Origin of the sequence: Dyella acidisoli (genome assembly GCF_030160295.1) — a bacterium.
GTDB lineage: Bacteria > Pseudomonadota > Gammaproteobacteria > Xanthomonadales > Rhodanobacteraceae > Dyella_B > Dyella_B acidisoli.
In genome coordinates this window covers 53,353-76,354 of sequence record NZ_BSOB01000046.1, presented here as the reverse complement: position 1 = coordinate 76,354, position 23,002 = coordinate 53,353, and the positions used below count along the sequence as shown (strand labels likewise).

At 56.5% G+C, this 23,002-nt stretch carries 17 protein-coding genes and 1 pseudogene; 7 read left to right on the top strand and 11 right to left on the bottom strand.

Translation table 11 applies throughout. The features are described from left to right. The first annotated feature begins 102 nt into the window (after positions 1–102). Positions 103–1,041 carry an alpha/beta fold hydrolase gene (locus QQJ86_RS16555; protein ID WP_284322074.1) on the top strand — a complete coding sequence of 313 codons (939 nt, stop codon included), beginning with the start codon at positions 103–105 and terminating at the stop codon, positions 1,039–1,041. A 409-nt stretch (positions 1,042–1,450) separates the two neighbouring features. Beyond that, a complete protein-coding gene (locus QQJ86_RS16550; protein ID WP_284322073.1) occupies positions 1,451–2,692 on the top strand; it encodes an outer membrane beta-barrel protein in 1,242 nt (413 codons plus the stop codon). A 53-nt stretch (positions 2,693–2,745) separates the two neighbouring features. Here QQJ86_RS16550 and QQJ86_RS16545 read toward each other — a convergent pair whose 3' ends face one another. The 5 genes from QQJ86_RS16545 to QQJ86_RS16525 form a co-directional block, all read right to left on the bottom strand. After that, entirely contained in the window at positions 2,746–3,540 is a 795-nt protein-coding gene (locus QQJ86_RS16545; RefSeq protein ID WP_284322072.1) for a helix-turn-helix domain-containing protein, read from the bottom strand. 168 nt (positions 3,541–3,708) lie between these two features. Next, complete coding sequence (locus tag QQJ86_RS16540; RefSeq protein ID WP_284322070.1) at positions 3,709–4,266, bottom strand: carboxymuconolactone decarboxylase family protein; 558 nt, start codon at positions 4,264–4,266, stop codon at positions 3,709–3,711. Positions 4,267–4,408: 142 nt separating this feature from the next. After that, positions 4,409–6,082 (bottom strand): diguanylate cyclase, encoded by a 1,674-nt coding sequence (locus QQJ86_RS16535; protein WP_284322069.1) that lies wholly within the window; start codon positions 6,080–6,082, stop codon positions 4,409–4,411. Positions 6,083–6,091: 9 nt separating this feature from the next. Next, positions 6,092–6,484, bottom strand: a complete 393-nt coding sequence (locus QQJ86_RS16530) for a response regulator (protein ID WP_284322068.1) — start codon at positions 6,482–6,484, stop codon at positions 6,092–6,094. Positions 6,485–6,499: 15 nt separating this feature from the next. After that, complete coding sequence (locus QQJ86_RS16525; RefSeq protein ID WP_284322067.1) at positions 6,500–9,130, bottom strand: response regulator; 2,631 nt, start codon at positions 9,128–9,130, stop codon at positions 6,500–6,502. Positions 9,131–9,678: 548 nt separating this feature from the next. On the opposite strand from QQJ86_RS16525, the gene QQJ86_RS16520 reads away from it, so the two are divergent. Next, entirely contained in the window at positions 9,679–10,194 is a 516-nt protein-coding gene (locus QQJ86_RS16520) for a hypothetical protein (RefSeq protein ID WP_284322066.1), read from the top strand. Between the two features lie 59 nt (positions 10,195–10,253). On the opposite strand, the gene QQJ86_RS16515 is transcribed toward QQJ86_RS16520, so the two are convergent. Further along, positions 10,254–14,636 carry a hypothetical protein gene (locus tag QQJ86_RS16515; protein WP_284322065.1) on the bottom strand — a complete coding sequence of 1,461 codons (4,383 nt, stop codon included), beginning with the start codon at positions 14,634–14,636 and terminating at the stop codon, positions 10,254–10,256. A gap of 196 nt (positions 14,637–14,832) precedes the next feature. Next, entirely contained in the window at positions 14,833–15,168 is a 336-nt protein-coding gene (locus QQJ86_RS16510) for a high-potential iron-sulfur protein (protein WP_284322064.1), read from the bottom strand. A 428-nt stretch (positions 15,169–15,596) separates the two neighbouring features. Between QQJ86_RS16510 and QQJ86_RS16505 the strand changes: the two genes are divergently transcribed. Then, positions 15,597–16,769, top strand: a complete 1,173-nt coding sequence (locus QQJ86_RS16505) for a cytochrome C (protein WP_284322063.1) — start codon at positions 15,597–15,599, stop codon at positions 16,767–16,769. A gap of 102 nt (positions 16,770–16,871) precedes the next feature. Here the strand turns inward: QQJ86_RS16505 and QQJ86_RS16500 are convergent, their stop codons facing one another. The 3 genes from QQJ86_RS16500 to QQJ86_RS16490 all read right to left on the bottom strand — a co-directional run bounded on the left by QQJ86_RS16500 (position 16,872) and on the right by QQJ86_RS16490 (position 18,933). Beyond that, positions 16,872–17,642: an NPP1 family protein gene (locus QQJ86_RS16500; RefSeq protein WP_284322062.1), complete on the bottom strand. Its 771-nt coding sequence runs from the start codon at positions 17,640–17,642 to the stop codon at positions 16,872–16,874. A gap of 244 nt (positions 17,643–17,886) precedes the next feature. Then, entirely contained in the window at positions 17,887–18,255 is a 369-nt protein-coding gene (locus QQJ86_RS16495; protein ID WP_284322061.1) for a VOC family protein, read from the bottom strand. A gap of 6 nt (positions 18,256–18,261) precedes the next feature. Next, positions 18,262–18,933, bottom strand: a complete 672-nt coding sequence (locus tag QQJ86_RS16490; protein ID WP_284322060.1) for a zinc-binding dehydrogenase — start codon at positions 18,931–18,933, stop codon at positions 18,262–18,264. A 60-nt stretch (positions 18,934–18,993) separates the two neighbouring features. Here QQJ86_RS16490 and QQJ86_RS16485 point away from each other — a divergent pair. Beyond that, positions 18,994–19,131: pseudogene (locus tag QQJ86_RS16485) on the top strand (helix-turn-helix domain-containing protein); the annotation flags it as partial. A gap of 197 nt (positions 19,132–19,328) precedes the next feature. Next, entirely contained in the window at positions 19,329–20,981 is a 1,653-nt protein-coding gene (locus QQJ86_RS16480; protein ID WP_284322059.1) for a hypothetical protein, read from the top strand. A 1-nt stretch (position 20,982) separates the two neighbouring features. Here QQJ86_RS16480 and QQJ86_RS16475 read toward each other — a convergent pair whose 3' ends face one another. Beyond that, positions 20,983–21,444: a hypothetical protein gene (locus QQJ86_RS16475; protein WP_284322058.1), complete on the bottom strand. Its 462-nt coding sequence runs from the start codon at positions 21,442–21,444 to the stop codon at positions 20,983–20,985. A gap of 557 nt (positions 21,445–22,001) precedes the next feature. Between QQJ86_RS16475 and QQJ86_RS16470 the strand changes: the two genes are divergently transcribed. After that, on the top strand, positions 22,002–22,979 hold the full coding sequence (locus tag QQJ86_RS16470) for an alpha/beta hydrolase family protein (protein ID WP_284322057.1): 978 nt from the start codon (positions 22,002–22,004) through the stop codon (positions 22,977–22,979). Positions 22,980–23,002: the final 23 nt, after the last annotated feature.

The window sequence follows — 23,002 nt, the reverse complement described above, 5'->3', positions numbered from 1 at the left end:
CAACGGATGGTTATGGCGATGACGACTAAATGAAAGAGCTGCTTTGGGTTGCGGACATGTGGCACCTTACAGCGCATCGGTTGATGCCGTCGGAGAATGCAGATGAAGAAAAGTCTATCCTTCTTGGTTGCGAGTATGGTGCTGGGAGCCTCGGCGCATGCAGCCTCTCTCACTTCGACCTCCGCCACGACCACCTACCACCGCGCAACGGTCGACGGCGTTGGCATCTTTTATCGTGAGGCTGGCCCGAAGGACGCGCCGACCATCGTGCTGTTGCATGGCTTTCCATCATCGTCGCGGCAATTCGACGCCCTTATTCCGCTGCTTGCCACGCGCTTTCATTTAATTGCGCCGGATTATCCGAGCTTCGGCCAAAGCGACACGCCCACTCCGGCCACGTACGCCTACACGTTCGATCATCTGGCGAAAACGACCAACGACCTGCTCGAGCAGCTCGGTGTGAATCGATACACGCTGTATATGCACGATTACGGTGGTCCGGTCGGTTTTCGGATCATGCTTGCGCATCCCCAACGGGTACAGGCCTTGATCATCTCCAACGCCAACGCGTATCAGGAAGGCCTCGGCAAGAAGTGGAGCGTGATCGCGCACTATTGGGAGGACCCCAAGGCACATCCGGAGGTCTTGGACGCCTTTATCTCGTTCGAAGCGACCGAGAAGCGCCACACACTCGGAACGACTCGCCCGGAACGCTACAACCCGGACACCTGGACGGACGAATACGCGCATCTGTCAAGCCCCGGGCAACGCGAGATCCAAGGCGATCTGCTTTACGACTATCGCACCAATGTTGCTGCTTATCCGGCGTGGCAAGCGTGGCTTCGCCAACACAAGCCGCCAACACTGGTGGTCTGGGGCAAAAATGATCCATCGTTTATCGCTGCAGGCGGTGAAGCGTATAAACATGACCTGCCGGATGCCGAGATCCATTTGCTCAACGCAGGCCATTTTCCGTGGGACGAAAAAGTTGACGAAATCGCAGCGCTTGTTTTGGATTTCCTGAGTAGGCAGCGGCTATAGGTTTCCGCAAAGGCTGTGTGAAAACGCAAAATAGGTTTTTACGCTGCGTTGGCGATTTGAAAAACGTCTGGCGGCGCGTCCCGAATTTGTCGTCGCGCTATGGCATCATCGCGACGAGCGTCGAGGATATATATCTGGGACGGGAGCGGCGATGCGTTGGGCGATGCTGATCATGGCAATGATGGGCCTTGGGGCTGTGTCGGGCGCTTATGCAGCGGCGCCCGGTGCTTCAACAGGATCGTCAGGCGGGGCATTTGAATGGGGCGGTGCCCTCGACACCGGACAGGCAACGCCCGCTTCTGCGAAAAGCAGCGATTGCGCACAAAACTTTTTCAAACGCCTCGGCGCAGCCTATCGTGAAGACGCGCAACCATCCGATTCGAATAGCCCCGCGCCAGTGCGAAGGGGTATGAGCACTCCCTTGGATTCGCCCGCCTTCCCATCGGCCGAATGGCAGCTTGGCGGTGTCAGCTTTCCCATCGGCGCACCCGATGAAAATTCGCAGTATCCGCTTGAAAAGGCGCTTGGGTGCACGATGCTTGGTCAATGGATGCAGAAGCAGCGCATTGAGATGTTCGGCTGGCTGAACGTGTCGGGAAACATCAGTAGCTCGAATTTCACCAACTATCCGCTTTCGTATCAGGTACGTCCCAATCGCGTCGAATTCGACCAAGCTGTCTTAAACATCCAGCGGATTGTAGACACGGTGCAGACCGATCATCTTGACTGGGGTTTCGACGTATCCGTGCTGTACGGCTACGACTACCATTTCACAACGATGAAAGGGATATTTAGCAATCAGCTACTGAACAATTCGTCGCCATATACGCAACTTCCAGGCCACGTCTATGGTGTTGATCCCATGCTGTTCTACGCGGATATCTACGTGCCATGGGTTGCTGAAGGCATGGTGGTCAGGGTCGGCCGCTGGTTGTCGCTGCCGGACATCGAAGCGCAGTTCTCGCCGAACAACTACCTGGTAACCCATTCGATTCTCTATACGGCTGATCCGTACACGCAGATGGGCGTGCTGACGACGACGCGCCTCAGTGCGCAGTGGACCTTGCAGGTCGGTATCCATGGCAGCGACGACACCGCCGTCTGGAATCACAGTGCACGACCCACGTTTCAAGCGTGCGTACGCTGGGTATCGGCCAGCAACGATGACATGCTCTACCCATGCATCAACAGCGTGAACGGCAGCAACTACAACTACGATAACCTCCAGATGTATGCCATGACATGGGGCCACCGTTTCAGTCAGCGCTTCCACATCCTTACGGAGGCCTATGAGATGTTTGCCCGCGGCATTCCTGGCTACGGCCCGGGTGGCACACCGGGTGTGGCGGGGTCGTCACCTCTACCGGGCAAGGCTGGTGAGTTTGGTGTCGTCAACTATATGAACTTTGAGCTGGACACCCGCAACATGGTGTCGTTTCGCAATGAGTTCTACAACGACGAAAAGGGGCAGCGCACGGGTTACGCTACTCGCTACAGCGAACACACGCTGGGACTCACGCACTGGGTATCCCAGGACCTCGAAATCAGGCCGGAGCTGCGCTACGACCATTCGTATGACGAAGCTGCCTACGACAAAGGTAAACGCGATTATCAGGTCGTAGGTTTGATCGATGTCATCTTGCATTTCTGATTAGCCATAACCGTTGACGACGGGCACGGCATTTTCAATGCATGCAGATACGTTCAGGCCAATCTCTGGCCACCAGACATCCATGTTTCATGAAGCGCCTCTGTCTCTTCATCCGCAGGAAACATGCATTCGATGCGAAGCTCCTGAGCGGCAACACTTTGTGGCGCCCCCACACTGGTCACCATGGAAAAATAGCTCAGGATCTTGCCGTGCTTTTTAAAGCTCATCGGGATCATCGGTAGATTCGGTGCAGATCCGACTGATCCTCGTAATCGCCACGACGCATCAACGCCGGGGTAAGCAAATAGTTCATCGAGCAAGCTGCTGCTTCGTTCGTCCAGGACACGCCCTATCGTTTCGCGATAGACACGCTGGATAAGGCTTCGAGCAACCGTTTCCCAATCCACGACGAATGGCCGCATACCATCGGGATCGAAAAGGAGATGCAGCATATTCCGTGGTTCCTTACGCGCCGCGATGTCGATAAACGACCCAAAAAAGCGGGGAGACGATGCGTTGGTGGTCAACACATTCCAATAGCGATCCATCACGATGGCGGGAAATGGATTGTGCTGGCGAAGCATGCGATCAAGGGCTCGCGTAATGCTCTGCATCTCTTTGGCATTCCAAGGAACCTCCGAGTAGACCGGTGCGTAGCCTGCTGCCAGGAAGACTGCGTTTCGTTCGCGCAAGGGAACATCCAGCGACTGGACGATGCTCGTCAATGCCTGGCGACTTGGCACACTGCGACCGCTTTCGATAAAGCTCAGGTGTCGCTGTGAAATGCCGGCTTCGAGCGCCAGCCCCAACTGGCTGGCGCCACGTACTTCTCGCCAATGTCGCAGCAATACGCCCAAATCATTGGACGGATGTGTGTGATCCGAAGGAACGGTACCCATTTGACTCTCCTGAGCAGGTCCAGTGCGCCATATTCGCTATGGTTGCCCCACCCGTGACATGTACCCACCATTCTGCGGCTTGGCGGCTTCAAGAGGTTATTTGTCAGGGCATAACGATCAAGCTCCTGGTGCATGCCAACGGTATGCCTGGAATGCTGCCTCCAGCGGGGGATGGGTGACATTGCCTGTGTAGTTGGTGATGGTAGATGCCGCGACGATGGCGACCACTTCCAGAAGATGATGCTCATCGAAACCGGCATTGAGGAATGCCAATGCATCGTGATCGTCGAGATGCCCGCGGTTCTCGATAAGTGTCCGTGCCAATGTGGAGAGGGCGCAGTTCTTCGCCCCTTGAGGAGTTCGGTACTCGCGAATGGCATCGACATCTGCCACGTCAACGCCTTCTTTCACGGCTAAGAAGGAATGGAATGCCACAGCCCAGGGGCACGCATTGGTTACGGCATTGGTAAGCAGGACGATTTGAATCTGCTCTTCGGAAAAGCTGCCGCCATGAACGTTGCCAAAAAGTCCAACCAGGCTGTTGATCAGGACGGGAGAGGTTGCCATGGCACCCGCAATATTTGGGATGATGCCAAACGCGTTCTGTAGTGCTTCAAGAGAGGCTTTGGACTGGGCCGGTGCGGATTCGATCGTACGGATAGGGAAGGCTTGCATGGAGGTTCCTCGCTAAATACGCGCATCGAAATCGATGGCGGTAGAGGCACCTTATAGGCGTGCGTGCAACGAGCCAATTACCTGAAAGGTAATCAACCTGCTCCCTGGGAAGGCCATAAGTCTAAGAGAATCCATGCGCGCTTCATAACGCGTGGAATGCTCCGCTTCCGTCGCCTTTCCGCTCGTCGGAGTTCGCCAATATCACCCTGTTGCGACCAGCCTGCTTGGCTTGATAGAGCGCTTGATCCGCGAGCAGGTGAGTATCGTTCGCGTTGGCACCTAGCTGGTACTCCGCGATACCACAGCTGAAGGTTGTGGTGAAAGTGAGATCACGGCTGGCGCGCTGGCGCACCAAGGAGAACGCCTCGCGTAACTCGTTCAGCAATTGAATGGCTTGTTTTGCGTCGGTATCCGGCAGGATCACCACAAACTCTTCGCCGCCGATGCGGCCAACGATATCGGTTCGCCGCAGGCGTCGCTTGAGCAGCTCAGCAAGATTTTTCAATACGCTGTCGCCGATCAAATGACCATAGGTGTCGTTGACGTTTTTGAAGTGATCCAGATCGAGCACGGCTAAACAGAAGACACCCTGCTGTCGTGCGGCTCTCGCCGTTTCCGTGGTCAGGCGGTCTTTGGTTGCGGCGTGGTTGAGAAGGCCGGTAAGGCTGTCCTGTTCGATATGGGAACGCAGTACGCGGTAGCGCCGCAGGCGAGTAGAGACGGCGGAAATCAGATGTTCCGGTGTGATGGGTTTGGTGAGAAAGTCGTCCGCCCCCAGCTGCATGGCGATCAATCGGCGGTCGGTATCGGTCTCCGTCGACAGGTACACAATCGGTACCAGCACGTAGTTTTCCAATTGACGGATCACGGCGGCGAGTTCCGCGCCGGTGCATCCGGGCATATACATATCCATCAGCACAAGGTCCGGTTTGAAATCATCCAAGTGCGCGAGGATGGTCATGGGGTCCGTCACGATGTCGGTGCTGATGCCAACCGACTGCAGCGTGACAGCGTTGTGACTGGCCAGCGGACTGTTGTCGTCGACAATCAATACGCGATAAGGCTCCGGCGGCAAGTCCGTGACTAGACTGTCGAGCCTGGATATCAGTTCGCCAACATCTACCGGTTTCACCAGATAGGCTGCGCCTCCCGCGCGAGCAGCGGCGAGTCTTGCTGTGAGATCGTTGCGAGAGGAGAAGAAGATAACGGGCGTACGGAGTTGCTTGGCTACCGCAAGCTGGATGATGGCCTCGGGTCCGGCGAGATCGCCTTGCGGAAACACAATATCCATCAGCACAGCGGCCAATGTTGGATCGACTGGTGTTTCTAGCAGTTGTTTTGGCGTCTCGAAGCTTTTGACGATGTAGCCGAAATGGCCAAGCTGCAGCATGAGGTCGGTCGCCAGTGATGCGTCATCCTCCACCAGATAGATGAGCTTTCTTTCCGTTTCCGGCAGGTTGCTCGCAGGCAGCGCAGGAGCGGGAGCAGGCACGATAGGGTTGTGTGCTTCCCGGCCCAGCGTTTTGATTAATCGTGCAGCGGTATCGCTTTCCTTGGGAGTGAGTGGCCGCCCATCACACAGCGCGCTATCCACAAGCGTTTCGAGCTGTCGCGCAGCAACGGAGAGGGCAGGGTAGCCAAACGTGGCTCCGGATCCGGCCAGGCTATGCGCGAGGTGACGTAGATTCGGCAGCTCGACCATGTTGTCGCACTGACGAAATGCGTCTTCCATCTGGGCGAGTTTGGCAGGTAGCTGTTGCGCGTAATTCTCCCGAAGCAGACGCAGTTGTTCCGCAATATCCGGGGAGTCTTTCATGGCGATGTCTCAACCATGATGTCTGTTCCAGATATCACGCACCGTGCTGGACAGCGTCATGGGATCGAAAGGCTTGGCAATCACGTCAATCGCCCCCTGTTGACGGTAGCGCGCCACTTCGTTTGCCTGCACCTTTGCAGTCATGAACACGATCGGGGTTTCTTGCAGGTCGGGTAATTCGCGCAACGCGCTGAGCGTGGACGGGCCGTCCATACCAGGCATCATCACATCCAGCAAAATCAGGTCGGGGTTGAAAACCTGCACGGCGTCGAGTGCCGCCTTCCCCGAGTCACAGATGCAAACGTTGAAACCTCCCACAGCCTCAAGTGCAAGGCGAGCCACGGCCCGGATGTCGGGCTCATCCTCTACGTATAGGATACGTTCCAGGGATTTGACGACCACGTCTTGTCTCCCTCTCTAGATCTTGTGGGTAAGGGACTGGATGGCATCCAGCAATTCGGGATTCGTTACATGCGATTTCACCATGGCCGCGGCGACACGACCGGATTCGGCAACGGACAACTCACTCGCAGAGAAAACCAATACGGGCGGTCGGGGCACCAGTTGCTCAATGAAGGGAATCAAATCCCAACCTGAGCGGTCGGGCAGTGTGAGGTCTAGCACCACCAGATCGTACTGAGCGGTCGACAGCAGCACGGTCGCTTCCTGGAAGGTGGCTGCGCTGTTGAAATCGGCGATATCGGCGCACAGCGAAGCGACAATCTGGCGCAAGTCTGGATCGTCTTCGACATGCAGCACGCGGCTCTTTCCATCCGCGTTGCTGGCGATGCCGCTGCGAACCGCATTGAGCAAGCGCCCCTGGTCGATCGGCTTGGAAATCCAATCGATGACGCCAAGGCCATCACCTTCGTTGACGCGGGGGAAGTTGCGCAGGTGTCCGGAAACAACCACGACACAAAGATCCTTGAGCGTTGGGCTATCCCGCATCTCGTGCAGAAAAGCCCTGCCGTCGAGGCCGGGCATCTGCACATCCAGCGTCATTGCAGAAAAACTTTCTTCAGCCAGCAATCGACGAACCATGGCGCCGTCATAGGCGGGTACCACCTCATAACCGGCTTGCTCAAGCATCATGCAGAGCAAGGTGGAGACGTCGCGATCGTCTTCGCAGACGAGAATTCGTTGACGGTGTGGCGCCGCCTTCAAAACTTCGGGAGCGGCGGTTGGATGGGTCTCGGTCCACTCGGGCAAATCAAAGTGGAACGTAGTGCCGTCTCCCTCCTTGGTATCGAACCCGATACTGCCGCCCATGGCTTCCATGATGGCCTTGGAAATAGACAAGCCGAGACCTGTTCCACCCTTCGGGCGTGTATCCGAGGAATCCGCCTGAGAGAACTTCTCGAATACCTTGTGCCGGAACGATTCAGGGATGCCTGGCCCCTTGTCGCTCACTGATACGCGAATCAGATCTCCGCGGCGAGTGATCTCAAGGTCCACGCTGGCGCCTTGCGGAGAGAACTTGGCAGCATTGCCCATCAGGTTGGTCATGACCTGCATCAGGCGATCCGCATCGACGCGTACCCACACACCAGGCAGGGATGCAGTCAGCTTGAACGTTACGCCAAGCTGCACTGCATACGCACGATTGACAGCGATGGCCTGCTCGATCAGCGGCTGCAGCTCATGCGGCCTCAAGTCGAATTGCATATGTCCCGCTTCGATCTTCTCAATGTCGAGAATGTCGTTGATCAATCGCACCAACCGCTCGCTATTCTTGCTCGCCAGATCGACCAATGCTCTGGTTTGATCGGAAAGTGCGCCGCCTACACCTCCTGCGAGCAGGCCGAGCGATCCCATGATGGATGTGAGCGGTGTTCGCAGCTCATGGCTTACGGTGGAAATAAATTCGTTCTTCATGCGTTCGACTTGCTTGCGTTCGCTGATGTCCTCGAGCGTGCCGACGTAGCCGAGCAGCTGTTCACCGTTGCGCATGGCGGCGGCTTTGCAGCTTATCCATGTGGTCGAACCGTCATGGCGAAGGAGGTGGCAATCGACGGTAAAGTTGCTGTTCTTCTTCACCATGTCGTTCCACGCGTCGAGCACACGTGCCTGATCGCCCGGATGAATCCCGAAATTCCACGACTTGCCGCGCATATCCTCATCGGAATAGCCGGTGATCTCCTGATACATTTGATTGACGCGCAGGCATAACCCATTTGGGTCGGTCACAAAGGTGCCCAACGGAGAAGCTTCGTTCATGGCCGAAAAGCGCGCTGTACTCTCGATCAGATTGGCTTCGACGCGCCGTCGTTCGTTGATCTCTTCGGCAAGCCCGCGGGCATGGCGGCGCTGCTTGCCGAGCACCAGACCGATGGCGGCGAGCCCGGAAAGCGCAACAAACGATAGCGACCCGAATGCTTGCTGCAGCGACTGTCGGGAAGCCGTGGCCAGCGCAGAGACCGGGCGAATGACTTCGAGTACGCCACGCACGTCGCCCACCTTCCAATCTTTCTTTGGGCTGTCTGGACGGGAGTTGTGGCAGTCGATGCATTGCGGCAGCATGCGATCCGCCACGGCGTACCGAAACACGTATTGACCCTGATACGTCTCAAAGCGGCCGAGTGGTTGATCTGGGTTCTTCTGCAGTGAGGCGAGTGCCTCACGTTCGAAGTCGTCGTGAGGGCCACCATCCTTGCGCCAAGGAAAGGGGTAAGCGCTGTAGAGGCGCACTTTCAAACCCGAGCCGCTGGCACCGAGTTGCTGACCGAGCTCGATGGTGAATGTCGCCGGCAAGGGAATGGCGGCGTCTTTCTTGCGATAGTCGGGGGTTACTTCGATGCCGTGCGTTCGCACTCGCTCCACGACGTTTGACGTGTAGAGCGCGCGCATTTCCGACATCGTCCTGCTCTGAAGCTGCGCCCCTTGCTGGGCGAGGGTTGCAACCAGCCGATCCTGAAGATGGCTCATGTACCAGAAGGCCACCCCGGTTGCGGTGACCACAAGCACCATGAGTACCAGCACGATGTGCTCAAATATGAATCGCGTGATGGCACTGCTTTTAGCGGACAGATAGCGCGTTACTGCGTCCAATTTACCCCCCTCGTTGGAAGGAAAACCGTCAGCCCCACATGCTGGTCTGCAATGAATTATTTCGACTGGGAAAAACCAAGAACTAAAGCATCGCCGGCGAACGTGTCGCCGCCTCGTGCAATGTTGACCCCTTCGCGATAGCGCCCCCTGAGCGCCCCCTTTCAATGCGTTTTTTTCACATAAGTTCAGTGTAGTTCGTGTGAAGAATGTTCACGCGGCGCGGTAGTGGATTCGATTATCTCATTGGAAAATAGGTGGATATATGGCGGTTATTGTCACGGCAGGTAATGCGTGTCGGTATTTTTTCTCGTCATCCCGTTGGCGAAGGCCGGGATCCAGTGTCTTTGCTGTATCGAAGTCGCTGGATCCCGGCCTTCGCCGGGATGACGAGCAAAAGAGGCGTCGCTGTATATGGCTGGCTTGAGAAGTCGAAGAAATTTCTGTGTACATGGAAGCGCATCAACATGATCTGTTGATCTTCATCGCGATACATCACGCGCATTCGCACTTATACTGATTGCTGATTATTCCAAGCGAGGGTCAAGGGCGTGACTAAGCAGGTATTGGTCGTATTGGATAGTCCACCCAAGAAGCATGACATCTGGGCGGAAGATGTTTTTCGTCAGGCGCAGTTTGTGCCAGTCAACAATCAAGCCATATCGGATGTCATGGCGGAGGACGAAGCATCGCGCAAAGCCTTGCTTGAGCATTCCAATCATCCCGTGCGGAACGCGGAGGCGCTGGCGCCGTATTATCGCCGCGCACTGGAAAAGCTCTACGGCGATGTCCCACGCCTGGGCCTGTATGGCTCCGCATGGTTGGTTTACGCGCCTTCCATCGACGCCTGTGTAATTGACTGGTCGGAAGTGGAGAGATTGGCTGTAGAGCCCGATGTGCCTCAGGCCGATGGCGAATACTTTCGCGAACAAAGCCGGCAATTCATCCATCAGCGCACCCAGCAATACCTCAAGCCCGAACGCTTGCACGAACTGGATGCCGCCACGCGATCAAGTGACCGCGCGCAGAGTGCGCTGGATTTTCTGCGTGGCTTGGGGTTGGCCTGATGTGATGGTGTTGCATACAAGCCGCTGAGACGGCTTGTATGCAATGGTACGGATGCAAATCAGGCTGGCATGCCAGTAAATTGCTGGCCGAAGTTGCTCGTGTTCTGGATGAACTGCACCGTCTGATCCACCGCCTTGCCTACACCGATCAACGTGCGCAAAGGTTCGGTAACGCCATCCAGCGCGGGTATCAGATCCGCTGCGTTGACCACCAGGTTCGCCGTATCCAGGCCAATGGTCAGCCCGCCCTTGTGATTGCTGATGTCGCTGATCAGGGCTGTTCCGGATTGATAGATGCCGTACGCCGGCCCTACTACCGGAATGGAATCCAGGCCTGCATTTGCTACAGCACTGGCTGCTTTCTGTTCCATGAAGTTCTTCACGGAAGGCGGCAGGGCATCCTCGAATTGCGAGATGAGTGCGCCCACGGCATCTACGCCTTGCTGACCAAAGGGCAAGTCGTAGGGGCCGATGGTTTGGGTGTAGAAGCCCAGATCGATGTGCCACGGCCCCAATTGATAATGCTTTCCTTCGGTAATCAATTTACCGATGGCACTGCCAAGGTCGTCCAGCGCATCGCCGATATGGCCTCCGGCCATCTTTTCCAGCGCATCAAAAACTTCACCCATCGATCCGGACTGCACCAGATCCTGATTGAGATCGTGATTGTCGAAGAATTTGCCTACTGAGCCGGGCAGCTTGGTCAGCACGTTATCCATGAAGTCGACCGCAAGGCCTGGTGCCTCATTGCAAACCTTTTCGCCGACATTGGCCACGGCCTGGATGAAAGTCAGCGGATTGCCACTGCCAAACGCCTTGATGGCATCCCCCAGCGCTTTCGCAATGTCGGGATTGGCGATGGCTTCCAAGCTGCCGCTGATCAGGTCGCTGAGTTCGGGGCTGAGTTTGAATTTGTCGACAATGTTGCTGATGATTTTGTCCCGCGCATCGGACGGCAATGCTTGGGCTAATTTGCCAAAGGCCTGGATGGTTGCACCAATGTCGGTGCCCTTCGCAATGTCGTCAGCGAGATCAACGGCGTCGGCCAGCGCGGGGCCAAGCTGCGCAATGTCGTCAGCCGTGGTAACGCCCAAGGGTTTCAGCCGATTCATTACGGCTGGATCTTTGGCCAATACGGCGGCTACCTGCGACATCACTGGCTGGTTGTTGGCAATGCCTTGGATGCCATCCTTGAAATCGCCATTGAGCAGCTGGCCGAGTGAATGTTGCAGATCCGGATTGCTTACCAGCGTCGTCACCAGTGACTTGTCGGTAAGCATGGTTTTCAGCAGTTGCGTATCGGGATTGTCCGGCAACTTGCTTGCGGCGTAGTTGACCGCTTTGGCGACGAGGTCTGGGGCGCTCTGTGTGGCGGCGCCAAGCGATTTCAGGGCGGCCATGTAGTCGCCGTGGCTGGCGTTGGTCACCGCATCGATAAAGTCTGGTAATGCAGTTCCCGCTTCTTGCAAATCTGTTTGGGTCAAGCCGATCGAACCGAGCTCCTTGACCATCGCCGGTGGCATATGCGCGACAAGCTGGTCGCCCACTTTTTTCACCAGATCAGGTGCAGCGCCGGCGGCATCGCCGAAATCCTTGATCGCGTCTGACCAGTTGTTGTTGGAAAGCGCCACTGCAGCATCGAGCAGATGTGGTGCCGCATCGCCGGCCTGTACCAAATCGTCGGGCTTCAAGCCCAATTTGCTCAACGCGTTGGAAACGGTGGGATCTTGACTGACGTCCTTCAACACGGCATCGCGTATACCGTCGTCGTGCAGCAGCACGCTTGCACCCTGCAACGTGTTGCCATCGATGAGATTGTCGATGCCCTGGTGCAGCGTTTGATCACTGGCCAACTGCGAAGCGACCTGTGGATCAGTCAACAGTGTCTTGAGCAGTGACAACTTGGTCGGCAGTTGATTGCCCAGTGCCTGGATCGCCGTCTGCGCCAGCTCGGGTGCGGTTTCGCCAGCTGTCATGAGCGAATCGATGGCACCGTGCCAATTGCCGCTTGCAATTGCCGTGGCGGCGTCGACCAGATCGGGCAATGCTTGCGCGAACTGGCCCACCTGATCCTTGCTGATATGGAGCTTGCTCAACTGGTTTTGGATCGACGTCGGCAGCTTGGCGTAGATTGCCGTGGCGACTTTGTTCAACACAGCGGGCGCTGCGTCACCAGCGGCCTTGAGTTCGTTGAGCGCGGTCTTGTAGTCCCCGCCGGAAGCCAAGGCGACCATCGCATTGAGCATGTGCGGTGCGGCGGTTCCGGCTTGTTGCAGATCGCCCGGCGAAAGGCCGACTTTACTCAGCGCACTGATGACTTGCTGGTTTTTGCTCGCTACGGCCAATGCAGCGTCGCGTGCACCACCGTCGTTGAGGATGCTGCTCAGGCTATCGAGCGCCTTGTTTGGATCGTTGAGCATCTGCGCGACGGCCGACTGCAAGGTCTTGTCGGTGGCGAGTTGCTTGGAGAAGGTTGAGTCGGTCAGCAAGTCCTGCGCCAGACCGGCTGGCAACTGCTTGCCCAACGCGTTGATCGTCTTTTGCGCAAGGTCCGGTGCTTGGGCTGCCGCATCACCGAGTTGAGTAACCGCATCGCCGTATTTACCCGCGGCGAGCGACTGGGCTGCATTGATCAGATCCGGCAATGCGGCGCCAGCGTTCTTTAGATCATCCGTGGTGATGCTGAGTTTGCTCAGCTTGCTGAGCATGTCCGACGGTATGTACTGGACTAGCTTGGCACTGATTTTTTTCGATATGTCGGGTGCGACGCTGGCAGCCTGACTGAAATCGTCGATCGCGTCTTTCCAGTTGTTGTTGGAAAGCGCGACCGCTGCATCAAGCAGATGCGGTGCTGCGGCGCCGGCTTGCACCAAGTCGTCAGGGTTCAGCCCCAATTTGCTCAGTGCGTTGGAGATGGTGGGGTCCTGGCTGACGTCCTTCAGCACGGCATCGCGGATGCCGTCGTCGTGTAACAGCACGCTCGCGCCATTCAACGTGTCGCCATTGATCAGATCGTCGATACCCTGCTGCAGGGTTTTGTCACTGGCAAGCTGCGAAGCGACATTTGGATCGCTTAGCAGCGTCTTGAGCAGCGCCGGCTTGGCCGGCATCTCTTTGCCTAGTGCCACGATTGCACTCTGCGTTAGCCCGGGTGCGGCTTGACCGGCCGCCATGAGCGAATCGATCGCATCGTGCCAATTGCCATTGGCCATGGCCGAGGCGGCGTCGACCAGATCAGGTAGCGCCTGGGCGAACTGGTCCATCTGATCGGCATTGATGTTGAGCTCGCCCAGCTGCTTTTGAATGGACTGCGGCAGTTTCGCGTAAATCGCTTTGGAGACCTGCGCCAACACATCGGGTGCTACGCCGCCGGCGGCCTTGAGTTCGTTCAACGCGGTCTGGTAACCGGCACCATTGGGCGCCAACGCGGTTATGGCGTTGAGAAGATGCGGTGCAGCGGCGCCGGCTTGTTGCAGATCTTTCGGCGAAAGGCCGACCTTATTCAGCGCACTGATGACCTGTTGGTTTTTGCTGGCTACGGCCAATGCAGCGTCGCGCGCGCCATTGTCGCTGAGCATGCTGCTCAAGCTGTCAAGCGCCTTGTCCGGGTTCGTCAGCAGTTGTGCGACGGCCGACTGCAAAGTTTTGTCGCTGACGAGTTGTTTGGAGAAGTTTGCATCGGTCAGCAAATCGTGCGCCAAGCCGGTCGGCAATTGTTTGCCTATGGCGTTGACTATCTTCTGCGCCAGTTCGGGTGACTTGCTAGTGAGCGATTGGACAGCGCCGGAAAAATCGCCATTGCTCAACTTGTTCAGCGCGTCACTTCCGCTGCTTTGCAGTTGAGCGACGACGTCCGGATCGGAAAGAATCGCCTTGATGGGAGCGGGTAATTGGCTGTCCTGTGATACCAAATGCGCGTAGGCGTTTGTTACAAGCTCGCCGCTTGCTTTGGTTCCAGCGCTTTGCAGATCGCCTAGGGCCTTGTCGTATTGGTTCGCCGCTGCAGCCTGAGCAGCGTCGAGCAGTATGGGTCTTGTTGCATCAGAAGCTCTCGCTACTTGGTCCGAAGTGAGACCCAGCTTGGCAAGGCCGCTCTTCAGCGTGGGATTGCCGTCAATTTGCGCGATCTCATACTCGGACTGCAATGCAGGCGTGCCGTGGCTGTGGATGGCATTCTTGATTTCATCCTGGTCGAACGCCGGCTCAAGGGTGAGCAACTGCGTGATCGGCAGTTTTGTCACCAGCTGATTGGCCACATTCCGTCGATCCGTTGCCGACATCGTGCTGACGTCGCTCTTGAACGTCTGTACATCCTGCGGCGTCATGTTCTGCACTGCCGCCGTCGCCTGCGCCGGTGTTTCCTGCGTCAGCTGTGTCGGTGTTGGCACAGGCTGGGGTGGAGCGCTGCGTACCGGGCTACCACCATCGGGGCCGATTAACATGGCAATTCCCTTTCGACGACGCCTTTCGGCATATCGCGAATCTTCGCCACCTTGCTGCCTGTCGGCTAGCTGGGAGTGTCCCTAGGATGGTCGAGGCGGCTTAGCGCCTCGACCAAGTGGCTTGCATGGCCGTTTGAAACTCTTGCGTTGAGTTGTCTTTGCGTTTGTGCAGCCATTTTACGATTGAGGAATGAGGCTAACTATTTTTTGCCGTGTACGAGGTGCACCAGCCCTTCGAGCTGACTGCTTTGCCTGGATACAGTTGGCAAGGTCCATAACCGGTCGCGGCACCTGCATAAAACTGACAATTCGCGCAGGCATTGCCGCTTTTGTGCATGGCATTGCTGCTTTGGCTGGCATCTTCCACATAGTTCATCGCCTTCGCCGTCGGATCGCTAAGCGTGACGTACGGCAAGCTAAAGGCTTCAGCAAATCGCGGCACGCTGCTTATAACAAATGCCGCTGCGGTTGTGCTTGCGGCGGCTTTAAGAAAGTGACGACGTGAAAAATTCTTGTGATCTGCATCAAGCATGGAGTTTCTCCGTCTCGTTGGGATGATTGCATCGAAATTTTTTCACACGGTTCACACGATTGAGAACCACATAATCGGCTTTTATGTTTCACACACACGCCGGGAAGGGGTTCTCGCATGCCCGGCGTCAAAACGATGCATAGGCTTCTGGATGTCGCATGCGCGACATCTTGTGTTTGTTTGCGCGTCCTACAAACTCATTGGGGGGAAGTATGCTCGGCTATTGCAATGTGTTTTTTAAACAAGTTCGAAGTCATCACGCGGTCACAATTGCATTTATTCTTTGTGCAATCGTTTTCGTCATTTTGTTTCCGATTAAGGCATCCGCTGTACCAGCTTTTGCGCGACAAACGCACCAGGCATGTGCGGCCTGCCACATTGGCGGTTTTGGTCCGCAACTGACGCCATATGGTCGCCAATTCAAGTTGATGGGCTACACGCTCAAGGCGGGAAGCGATACCAAAGTTCCACTTGCGTTGATGGTGATTGAGTCATACACGCATACGGCGAAAGCACAAACGTCGCCGCCTGCAAACGGTTTCGATACCAACAACAACACGCAGTTGCAACAAGCCTCGGTGTTTCTTGCGGGGCGTATCACGGATCATCTGGGGGTGCTCGCGCAAGCCACTTACCAGGAAAGCAGCGGTTTGTTTGGGTGGGACAATAGCGATCTTCGTTATGCACGCACCTTGACTACGAGTAGTCATTCGGCAATCTGGGGTGTGTCGCTGAACAACAATCCCAGCCTTTCCGATGTCTTCAATACGAGTCCGGCGTGGCAATTTCCCTATACGTCGTCGAACATCACGCCGGCTGCGCCCGCGGTGCCCATCTTGATGGGCGCGCTTGCCCAGCAGGCTGTAGGCCTGGACGCGTACACGCAAATCGATGGCGCGCTTTATGTGGAAGGGGGCGTTTATCGAACCCTGTCGCCGGCATTCCTGCACGACGTCAACGCAAGTTATGGAGGGCGTGTGGCAGGCGTAGCGCCCTATGCGCGCATTGCATACACGTGGAATCTCGAAAACGGCAATATCGAACTAGGTGGCTTGAGTTTCGATGCGCGGCGTGGATTGACCGGAACCAATGTGGCCGGCCAGACCGTTGCGGTAGCGGGTCCAACGGATAGCTTTCACGACCTTGGGGTCGATGCCAGCTATCAGCTTCTCAACGGCAGCGATCACATCATCACGGCAAGCGCGTTGTATCTGCATGAGCGCGAACGACTCGACGCGACCTATGCATCGGGTGGATCGTCCAACCTCCATGACACCCTTCACGCGGTGAATATCGACGCCAGCTATTGGTACAAGAACACTTGGGGCGCCACATTGGGGGTGTCTTCCAGCGACGGCAGTAACGACGTCATTCGCTACGGCAACAATGGCAGTCCCAATACCGATAGCAGAATGGTCGAACTGGATTGGAACCCCTTCGGCAAGGCCGATTCGTGGGAAGCACCTTTTGCCAATCTGCGACTTGGCTTGCAGTACACCTGGTATACGAAGTTTGCGGGGCTCGTGCACAACATCGATGGGGCAGGGCGTAACGCTGCCGACAACGATACCCTTTACTTATATATGTGGGTGGCCATATAGGTCATTTACGCTAAGCACGTAGCCTGAAATATCCCAGAAGGAAGAAAGCCGCGAACTCGATGAGTTCGCGGCCCCAGGTTTCCCACCATCAGATGGCGATGATCAAGGGTTATGGATTTCGGTAGAGGCGTGCCCGACCTGCAGGTTATGCCAGAACGTTCCGCCATCCTTCAACGGCGGAGTCGCAGCGCCGAAGTCGAAGTTGTTGATGGCATCCTTGGCTGGGCTCGTGTGGTCGGCACGCTGTGGCAGATAGTCCCACCCGACCAGCGGCTGGGTACCGCCTTGGCGCCATGTCGGATCGGGATGGTGATCCAGCAGCTTGTTGGGAGCGTGGTAGTACACCAGCGGATGCACGCCCCAGCTGAGGTAACCGTAGCTGCCCGTCCAGGTTGGCGGCGCGTCATTGACAGACCAGCTTCCGTGCACGGAGTAGTTGATGCGCTTGATGCGCGCGCCGACATTGCAGCTCTCAAGCCATACGATGATCCCCTCCCACTCATAGCGATGGCCGCCAATCCCTGAGGGCGGCATATCCTTGGGCATGAACCATGAATACATGATCGCGCACTCGCCGTAATAGCTGGCGTAGCGGGAATAGATCTGACCAACGCTGCTAGTGCAGCTGCCATTTGACGATCCGCGCGGGTACAGGCCGCCGCTGACATTGCCGTTTGCGTCGACTGCCGGATAAGGGTCGCAACCCATGTCGCCAATGGCCAGCCTTGGCTGATAGTACTTCTCGAGAGCCGAGGCACCGGTGTAGATCGGTTGCACTTGATCGTGGTTGATCACGTTGTATGCCAGCGCTGCGCTGCTTGCGAACAGGCTCCCCATGGCAACCAGGGACAAAAAGATCTTGTTCGAATCCATTTCTGACTCACTCCGCCACGGCTTGTCTCATCGCAAAAAAAATAGCCGCCAATGGTGGCAAGAAAATGATGGCTGTATGACGGCTGGTCTGGCCTGTCACGACAGGATCAGTTACGGGCGATGTAAGTCCGAGTTCAAAACATCATCATTTTGGTGAGAATCCGCCTATCGTTTCGGGCCACGCATTGTTACTGCGATGCTGGCGTTGATCAGCCTCGCGTATTGCACATAGGGATGTCGATCGTCAGGCAATTGCCGCCGGTTCGTAGTACTCGGCTACAAGACCGTCGGCATGACGGACGGTTGCATGCCGACCACCCGCCGCTTGTTGGGGTTCGTGTAGAACCGTGGCCCCTTGCGTACGAATCCAATCGAGTGTTGTGTCCAAGGAGTCGACGATGAGCACGGCCCAGATGGAACGAAATGGCGCCAGCGCTTCGTGCGTTCCGGCAAGAAGCATGAAGGCACCCACCACCGCTACTTCTATACCGAGATCGGCGAACGTAATACGCCTCTCGCACTTCATTTCTTGCAACCTCTCGTAGAAAGCCACGCTCGATTCGAGCAGGGACGGATCCACATAGATGCGGAAAGCGTGATGCTTAAGGCTCATGGGCTTTCATCCTTGGTGATTCATGACGACGCATTCGAGGCTGCCGATACGGCTTGCTTCAGCCATGGCCTTTGGCAGATCCGGCAGCGCATAAGTGCGCGGGTGGATAGCGGTTAGGTCCAGCAATCCGCTGCGGCACAGATCGAAGAGGCGTCGATACGCATCCTTCGGATACATAAAACATCCAAGGATCTCCCAGTTATTCAACATCACGTCGAGATAGGGCAGGGGAAGCGGTGCGGCCATGCTTTCCATCGGTACGAGTCGGCCGCCGTTGACGAGACTGCGCAGCGCGGAAAGGGTCATGTTTGGATCGGTAGCGCCACCCATCATGTTGAATGCCACATCCGCACCGCCGTCGGTCATTTCACGAATGTGCGCGGCGTCTGCTGCAACATCGTCGGTCACGACAAGGGGCGTCACGCGAGAGTTTGTGGCTGCGACGAGAGAACGGAGTTTCGTAGCATCCCTTCCCAAGGCAACCACTTGGCGTGCATCCATGGCCAGGGCGACCATCACCACCGCGCTGCCATAAGCCGCTGTGGCTCCTGAGACGACGAGGGTTTCACCTGCCGTCAGACGGCCAGGTATCAATCCGCCATATGGAACGAGATGGCGCATGGTGACCGCGAGCTGGGATGCGGAAAAACTATCTAGACCATCCACCGGTGTGACCAAACTCGCGGGTACCATCGCGTATTCGGCGAGCGTGCCATCTGACCAGTTGCGCGTACAGCGTTACGACACAGTGACGAACCTTTGGCGCAAATCGCCGAGCGGATTGGATACCTTTCCGATACCGCTTTCAGCATTGCGTTCAAGCGTTCGCATGGCCAGAGTCCGGGGCGCTTTCGTAGTGTGGTTCGGGCGACTTAATTGCCTCAGTCTCTAAGATCAACGTCAAAACGAACGCGTTGACAATCAAAGGGTATGCTGATTGCGGCAATCTTTGAATTCCCTGGTACACAACGAATTCACATCTGGGATTCAATGATGAAGGGTCGTTGGCCGATATACTTGGCCGACTCGGAAACAACAAAGCATCACCACATCTCGGTCGAGGGGCACGGAGCATGGGGAAGGGGCAGTGGGGGAGCGGGTGGCTAACGCATATTGGAGTTTGTGTCAGCTACGCATTGGCATTCGTTGGAATTCACTCGATAACGTCGGCTCCAGCGCACTGGCACCTCTACGCGGGTCTTCAGGTCATCAGCCTGCTCATGGTCCCGTATCGGTATTGGGGCGCTCTGCTCGTTGGTGAAGCCATTCCCAATGCCTACGAGGCATGGCAGTGCCTTAGCGACTTCGGGCCGACCTGGGTTGCGATCCGTATGATTCCGGAGATCATCTTCACGATGCCCATCGTGTGGTGGTGCCGGAGCAAGCTCAACATCTTCCCGACGAAGCATCTGGTCAATATCAAGACCCTTCTGGTGTGCATCCTCTTCGTGTCCGTTGCTCTTAGTGCCTATAGCTACGCGCTGATTTCGACGCTTCACATTACGAGCGGTCCGTTCCGTCTGGGGTCAAAGCTGGCGGGTATTTATCTGGTGGGTAATTACGGGGGCTTGCTCACGCTCGTACCATGGGCTCTGATCATTCGTCTGGACTACCGGAAGGGAAACTTCCAGGAACGCCTGAAGCACATCTTGTCTAACAAGCTGCTTGCCGATGCGCTGGGGATCGCATTGCCGGTCATTGCTTTCATGGCTTGGTTCGCTGCGAAGTCTGACCTGACGCAAGCGACGTTGATCGAGATGGCGATGTTCATTCCGGCTGCATGGCTAACCGTCAAGCATGGCTGGCGTGCAGCAGCGCTGGCCGGCACGATGGTCATTGTCTGCAACGGTCTTCTGCAACCGGATCTTCCCACGACGTCCAACGTAGTCGAGATCACCGCTGCGTTGTGCCTTGCTGTGAGTGGCCTATATGCCCTTGGAGCCAAGGTCACTGCATGGAATCTACGTGACGAGCGAGAGCGCATCGCGGCTGAAGAGATTCAACAAATGGCGAGGCAGCATCTGATGCTCAGCGAGCGTCGGATGAGGCGAGCAGCGGAGCGACTGGAATTTGTCGCGGGCTCATTGCACATCACCAACGGTCAGGTTCTCGAACATATGCGGCGAATTCTGCCCAATATCGAGAGCCATAGCTTCTACAAGCGCGCCGTCCTAGCGCACGAACAGGTCTATAAGTTGGCCGAGAGCCTGCACCCTTCTGCGTGGCGTGATCGTGGTCTTCCCGCGGCATTGAACGAGACGCTTGCCCGCGCATTGGACGAGGCTGGTGTGGCTTATAGCTGCGAGATCGGTGGGCGCGGTTTCATGTTCTTGGAGTCGGGCGTACATAGCGCCATCTACCGGACTGCGTGCGAGGCCATTGTCCACGTTACGTCCAATCTCTCGTGTTCGCGCGTCAAACTGACAGTGCGCGCCGGGGAAACGAATCGACGTCGTTGGGTCGTAATCCGCGTTGAGGGCTATCTCGATGCCAACGAAGTCGCTAACGCGGTCTACTTCGCCGAGTCTCGACGCGACCTCGCTGCGAAGCTAGGCGGTAACCTCATCAGCATTGACGAGATGCGAATTCACGCCCAAGCGTTCGGCGGGGAGCTTCATATGCGGTCGACGCTTGAGCGGACCATGGTGACGGCTCTGTTGCACAGCCATGCTGAAGAAGTGCGGAAGGACAAGGCTTCCGCACCCCTGAGATTGTGGGTGAACTGAGTCAGTTGCCGGTAGAACTCTGTGTCGCCGCCGCAGAGCAACTCACCGGATTGGTGCACGTATTCGTAACAGCAAACTGTGTCGTTCCGTTGGTCTGTGGCGTTACCGTAACCGTCGTCGTGGCGTCGCGGTAGACCGTCTGCGTGGTCGAGGACGTACTCGATGTCTCGGTTTGTACGTTCTGGGCATCAATACCCATTGGCAACACAATGGACGTTCCGGTAGCCGTCGCAACCGCGGCATGCACGGTGCCGTTCAAATCGTTGACCTGGATGTATTTGATGCCATGGAGCATGAATACGTAGACGTGCCAGTCGGGGTTTGCGCTGAGGTCTGCCGCATTCGGCCAAGCCTTACCCAATCCTGTAGTCGGCGTTGGAGTGTGCGCAAAGGCCGAGGACGTCAAGCCGATAGCGACAAAACCAGCGAGCAAAGCCTTGCGAACTCCTTGAATGCGTGACATTGGGCTTCCCCTTGTATTGACCGGCAGACCGCCTGCCGGGTGCTTAGAATTTAGCAGGGCAAATGTATACGCAGATATGAAGGAAGTCCCGTCATTCCTTCAGTTTATTGTGGACGAAGTCGATGAAGTAATTCTTCACGTTTACTGAACATTTGCCGGGCTTCGCGAACGCTCCCATCGCCCTATTCGAACGGGTATTCATGACGTAAGCCACTTAATCGTTGCGCTCGTACCAAGAGGACATCAGCAGATATGTCGCAGGTAAGTTTATGCAGCAGCGAGAAGCCAAAAGCCTCCGTGGGTCGTCGAACAAAGAAGTGGTTGGTGGAAAATTGGCTTTCGCTTGCATCCCTAATCGTGAGCTTTCTGGCCCTTCATATCAGCACGAATGCTGACTGCGTATAGGCTGGGATGCGAATCCTAGCTTTTTAAGGATTTCACTAGTGCCGCAGCTTCGATGAGTGGAATGTTCTAGCGTTTTGCTTGTGGTTGAGAAGTTTTTCATAGGCATGTTTCCATGCAACACTTTGAGCAACTCGGGTTCGAGGGGAAGACTCATGCCGAAATGTCGCTTTGCCTACGCCGCAGCATTCGTGTCGCTTATCTCTTTCATTCTCGCTGCTGCCGCCAATGCAGCCGACACCGTCGCTTCTCAACTGACGTGCTCGGCAACGGGCACGCCGCCCATGGAGACCGTTGAGCCTGTTACGGAGCGGCCAACTTGCAAAGATGGTCAGGTGCTGTCGTTCGATCAAAACGGTGTGATCCGCTACGCCTGCTTCAACCCCCCGCTGCATGCCACGTCCAGCAAATCGAAATGGCCATTGATCGTATATCTGCATGGCTCGATGACCACGCCTGACAGCCTGTATCGAGATGGCCGCTCGCTGTTCGAGTTGAGCCGCGATTACTCGTTGTCGAAGCATGCCGGCACCAAGGGATTCATCCTGCTGGCGCCGGAAGGTCGGCGCGCCAAGGCATGGGCGTCGGATGGCCCGCATACGGGAACGGGTTTTCACTGGGATGAGTGGCAGCGTGACCCGACGAAGAATCTGGATGTGCAAGCAATCGACCACTTCATCGATCAGGTGGTTGCGACGGGCCTTGTCGATGCGAAGCAGATATACGTATTCGGCTGGAGCAACGGCGCGGATATGGCAGTGCTGTACGGAGCATGGCGTTCAGACCGTATCGCGGCGGTGGGTCAGTATGCCGGTACTGATCCATGGCAGCGGACACCGTGCCCAGTGAACATGCCGCAGGGCAGGCAGGTACCGCTCACGTTGCTGCGAAACATGTGCGATGCGCTCGCTACGTGCAGTGAGACCACGAGTTGGAGCAGCACGTTAGAGCAACAGAACTGGCCACTGCGACGCGTCAATCTGACGTTGGACGGCAAGGAGGACGGGCCGAATGCGCAATGCGCGCAAGTTTGCGAGAAACCACGAGGCTTGTACGAGCATATTCGTTGGCCGCAGAAAGCAGTGCTGGCTGATGAGATGCTTGAGTTCTTTAAGCAGCATCCGTTGCCTTGATCGTATTTTTGATGTGTTGGGAA

Excerpts from the sequence above, each read along its gene's own strand:
- QQJ86_RS16555 (WP_284322074.1), top strand. The coding sequence starts at position 103 with ATGAAGAAAAGTCTATCCTTCTTGGTTGCGAGTATGGTGCTGGGAGCC.
- QQJ86_RS16550 (WP_284322073.1), top strand. The coding sequence starts at position 1,451 with ATGAGCACTCCCTTGGATTCGCCCGCCTTCCCATCGGCCGAATGGCAG.
- QQJ86_RS16540 (WP_284322070.1), bottom strand. The coding sequence starts at position 4,266 with ATGCAAGCCTTCCCTATCCGTACGATCGAATCCGCACCGGCCCAGTCC.
- QQJ86_RS16535 (WP_284322069.1), bottom strand. The coding sequence starts at position 6,082 with ATGAAAGACTCCCCGGATATTGCGGAACAACTGCGTCTGCTTCGGGAG.
- QQJ86_RS16515 (WP_284322065.1), bottom strand. The coding sequence starts at position 14,636 with ATGTTAATCGGCCCCGATGGTGGTAGCCCGGTACGCAGCGCTCCACCC.
- QQJ86_RS16510 (WP_284322064.1), bottom strand. The coding sequence starts at position 15,168 with ATGCTTGATGCAGATCACAAGAATTTTTCACGTCGTCACTTTCTTAAA.
- QQJ86_RS16505 (WP_284322063.1), top strand. The coding sequence starts at position 15,597 with ATGGGCTACACGCTCAAGGCGGGAAGCGATACCAAAGTTCCACTTGCG.
- QQJ86_RS16500 (WP_284322062.1), bottom strand. The coding sequence starts at position 17,642 with ATGGATTCGAACAAGATCTTTTTGTCCCTGGTTGCCATGGGGAGCCTG.
- QQJ86_RS16495 (WP_284322061.1), bottom strand. The coding sequence starts at position 18,255 with ATGAGCCTTAAGCATCACGCTTTCCGCATCTATGTGGATCCGTCCCTG.
- QQJ86_RS16480 (WP_284322059.1), top strand. The coding sequence starts at position 19,329 with ATGGGGAAGGGGCAGTGGGGGAGCGGGTGGCTAACGCATATTGGAGTT.
- QQJ86_RS16475 (WP_284322058.1), bottom strand. The coding sequence starts at position 21,444 with ATGTCACGCATTCAAGGAGTTCGCAAGGCTTTGCTCGCTGGTTTTGTC.
- QQJ86_RS16470 (WP_284322057.1), top strand. The coding sequence starts at position 22,002 with ATGCCGAAATGTCGCTTTGCCTACGCCGCAGCATTCGTGTCGCTTATC.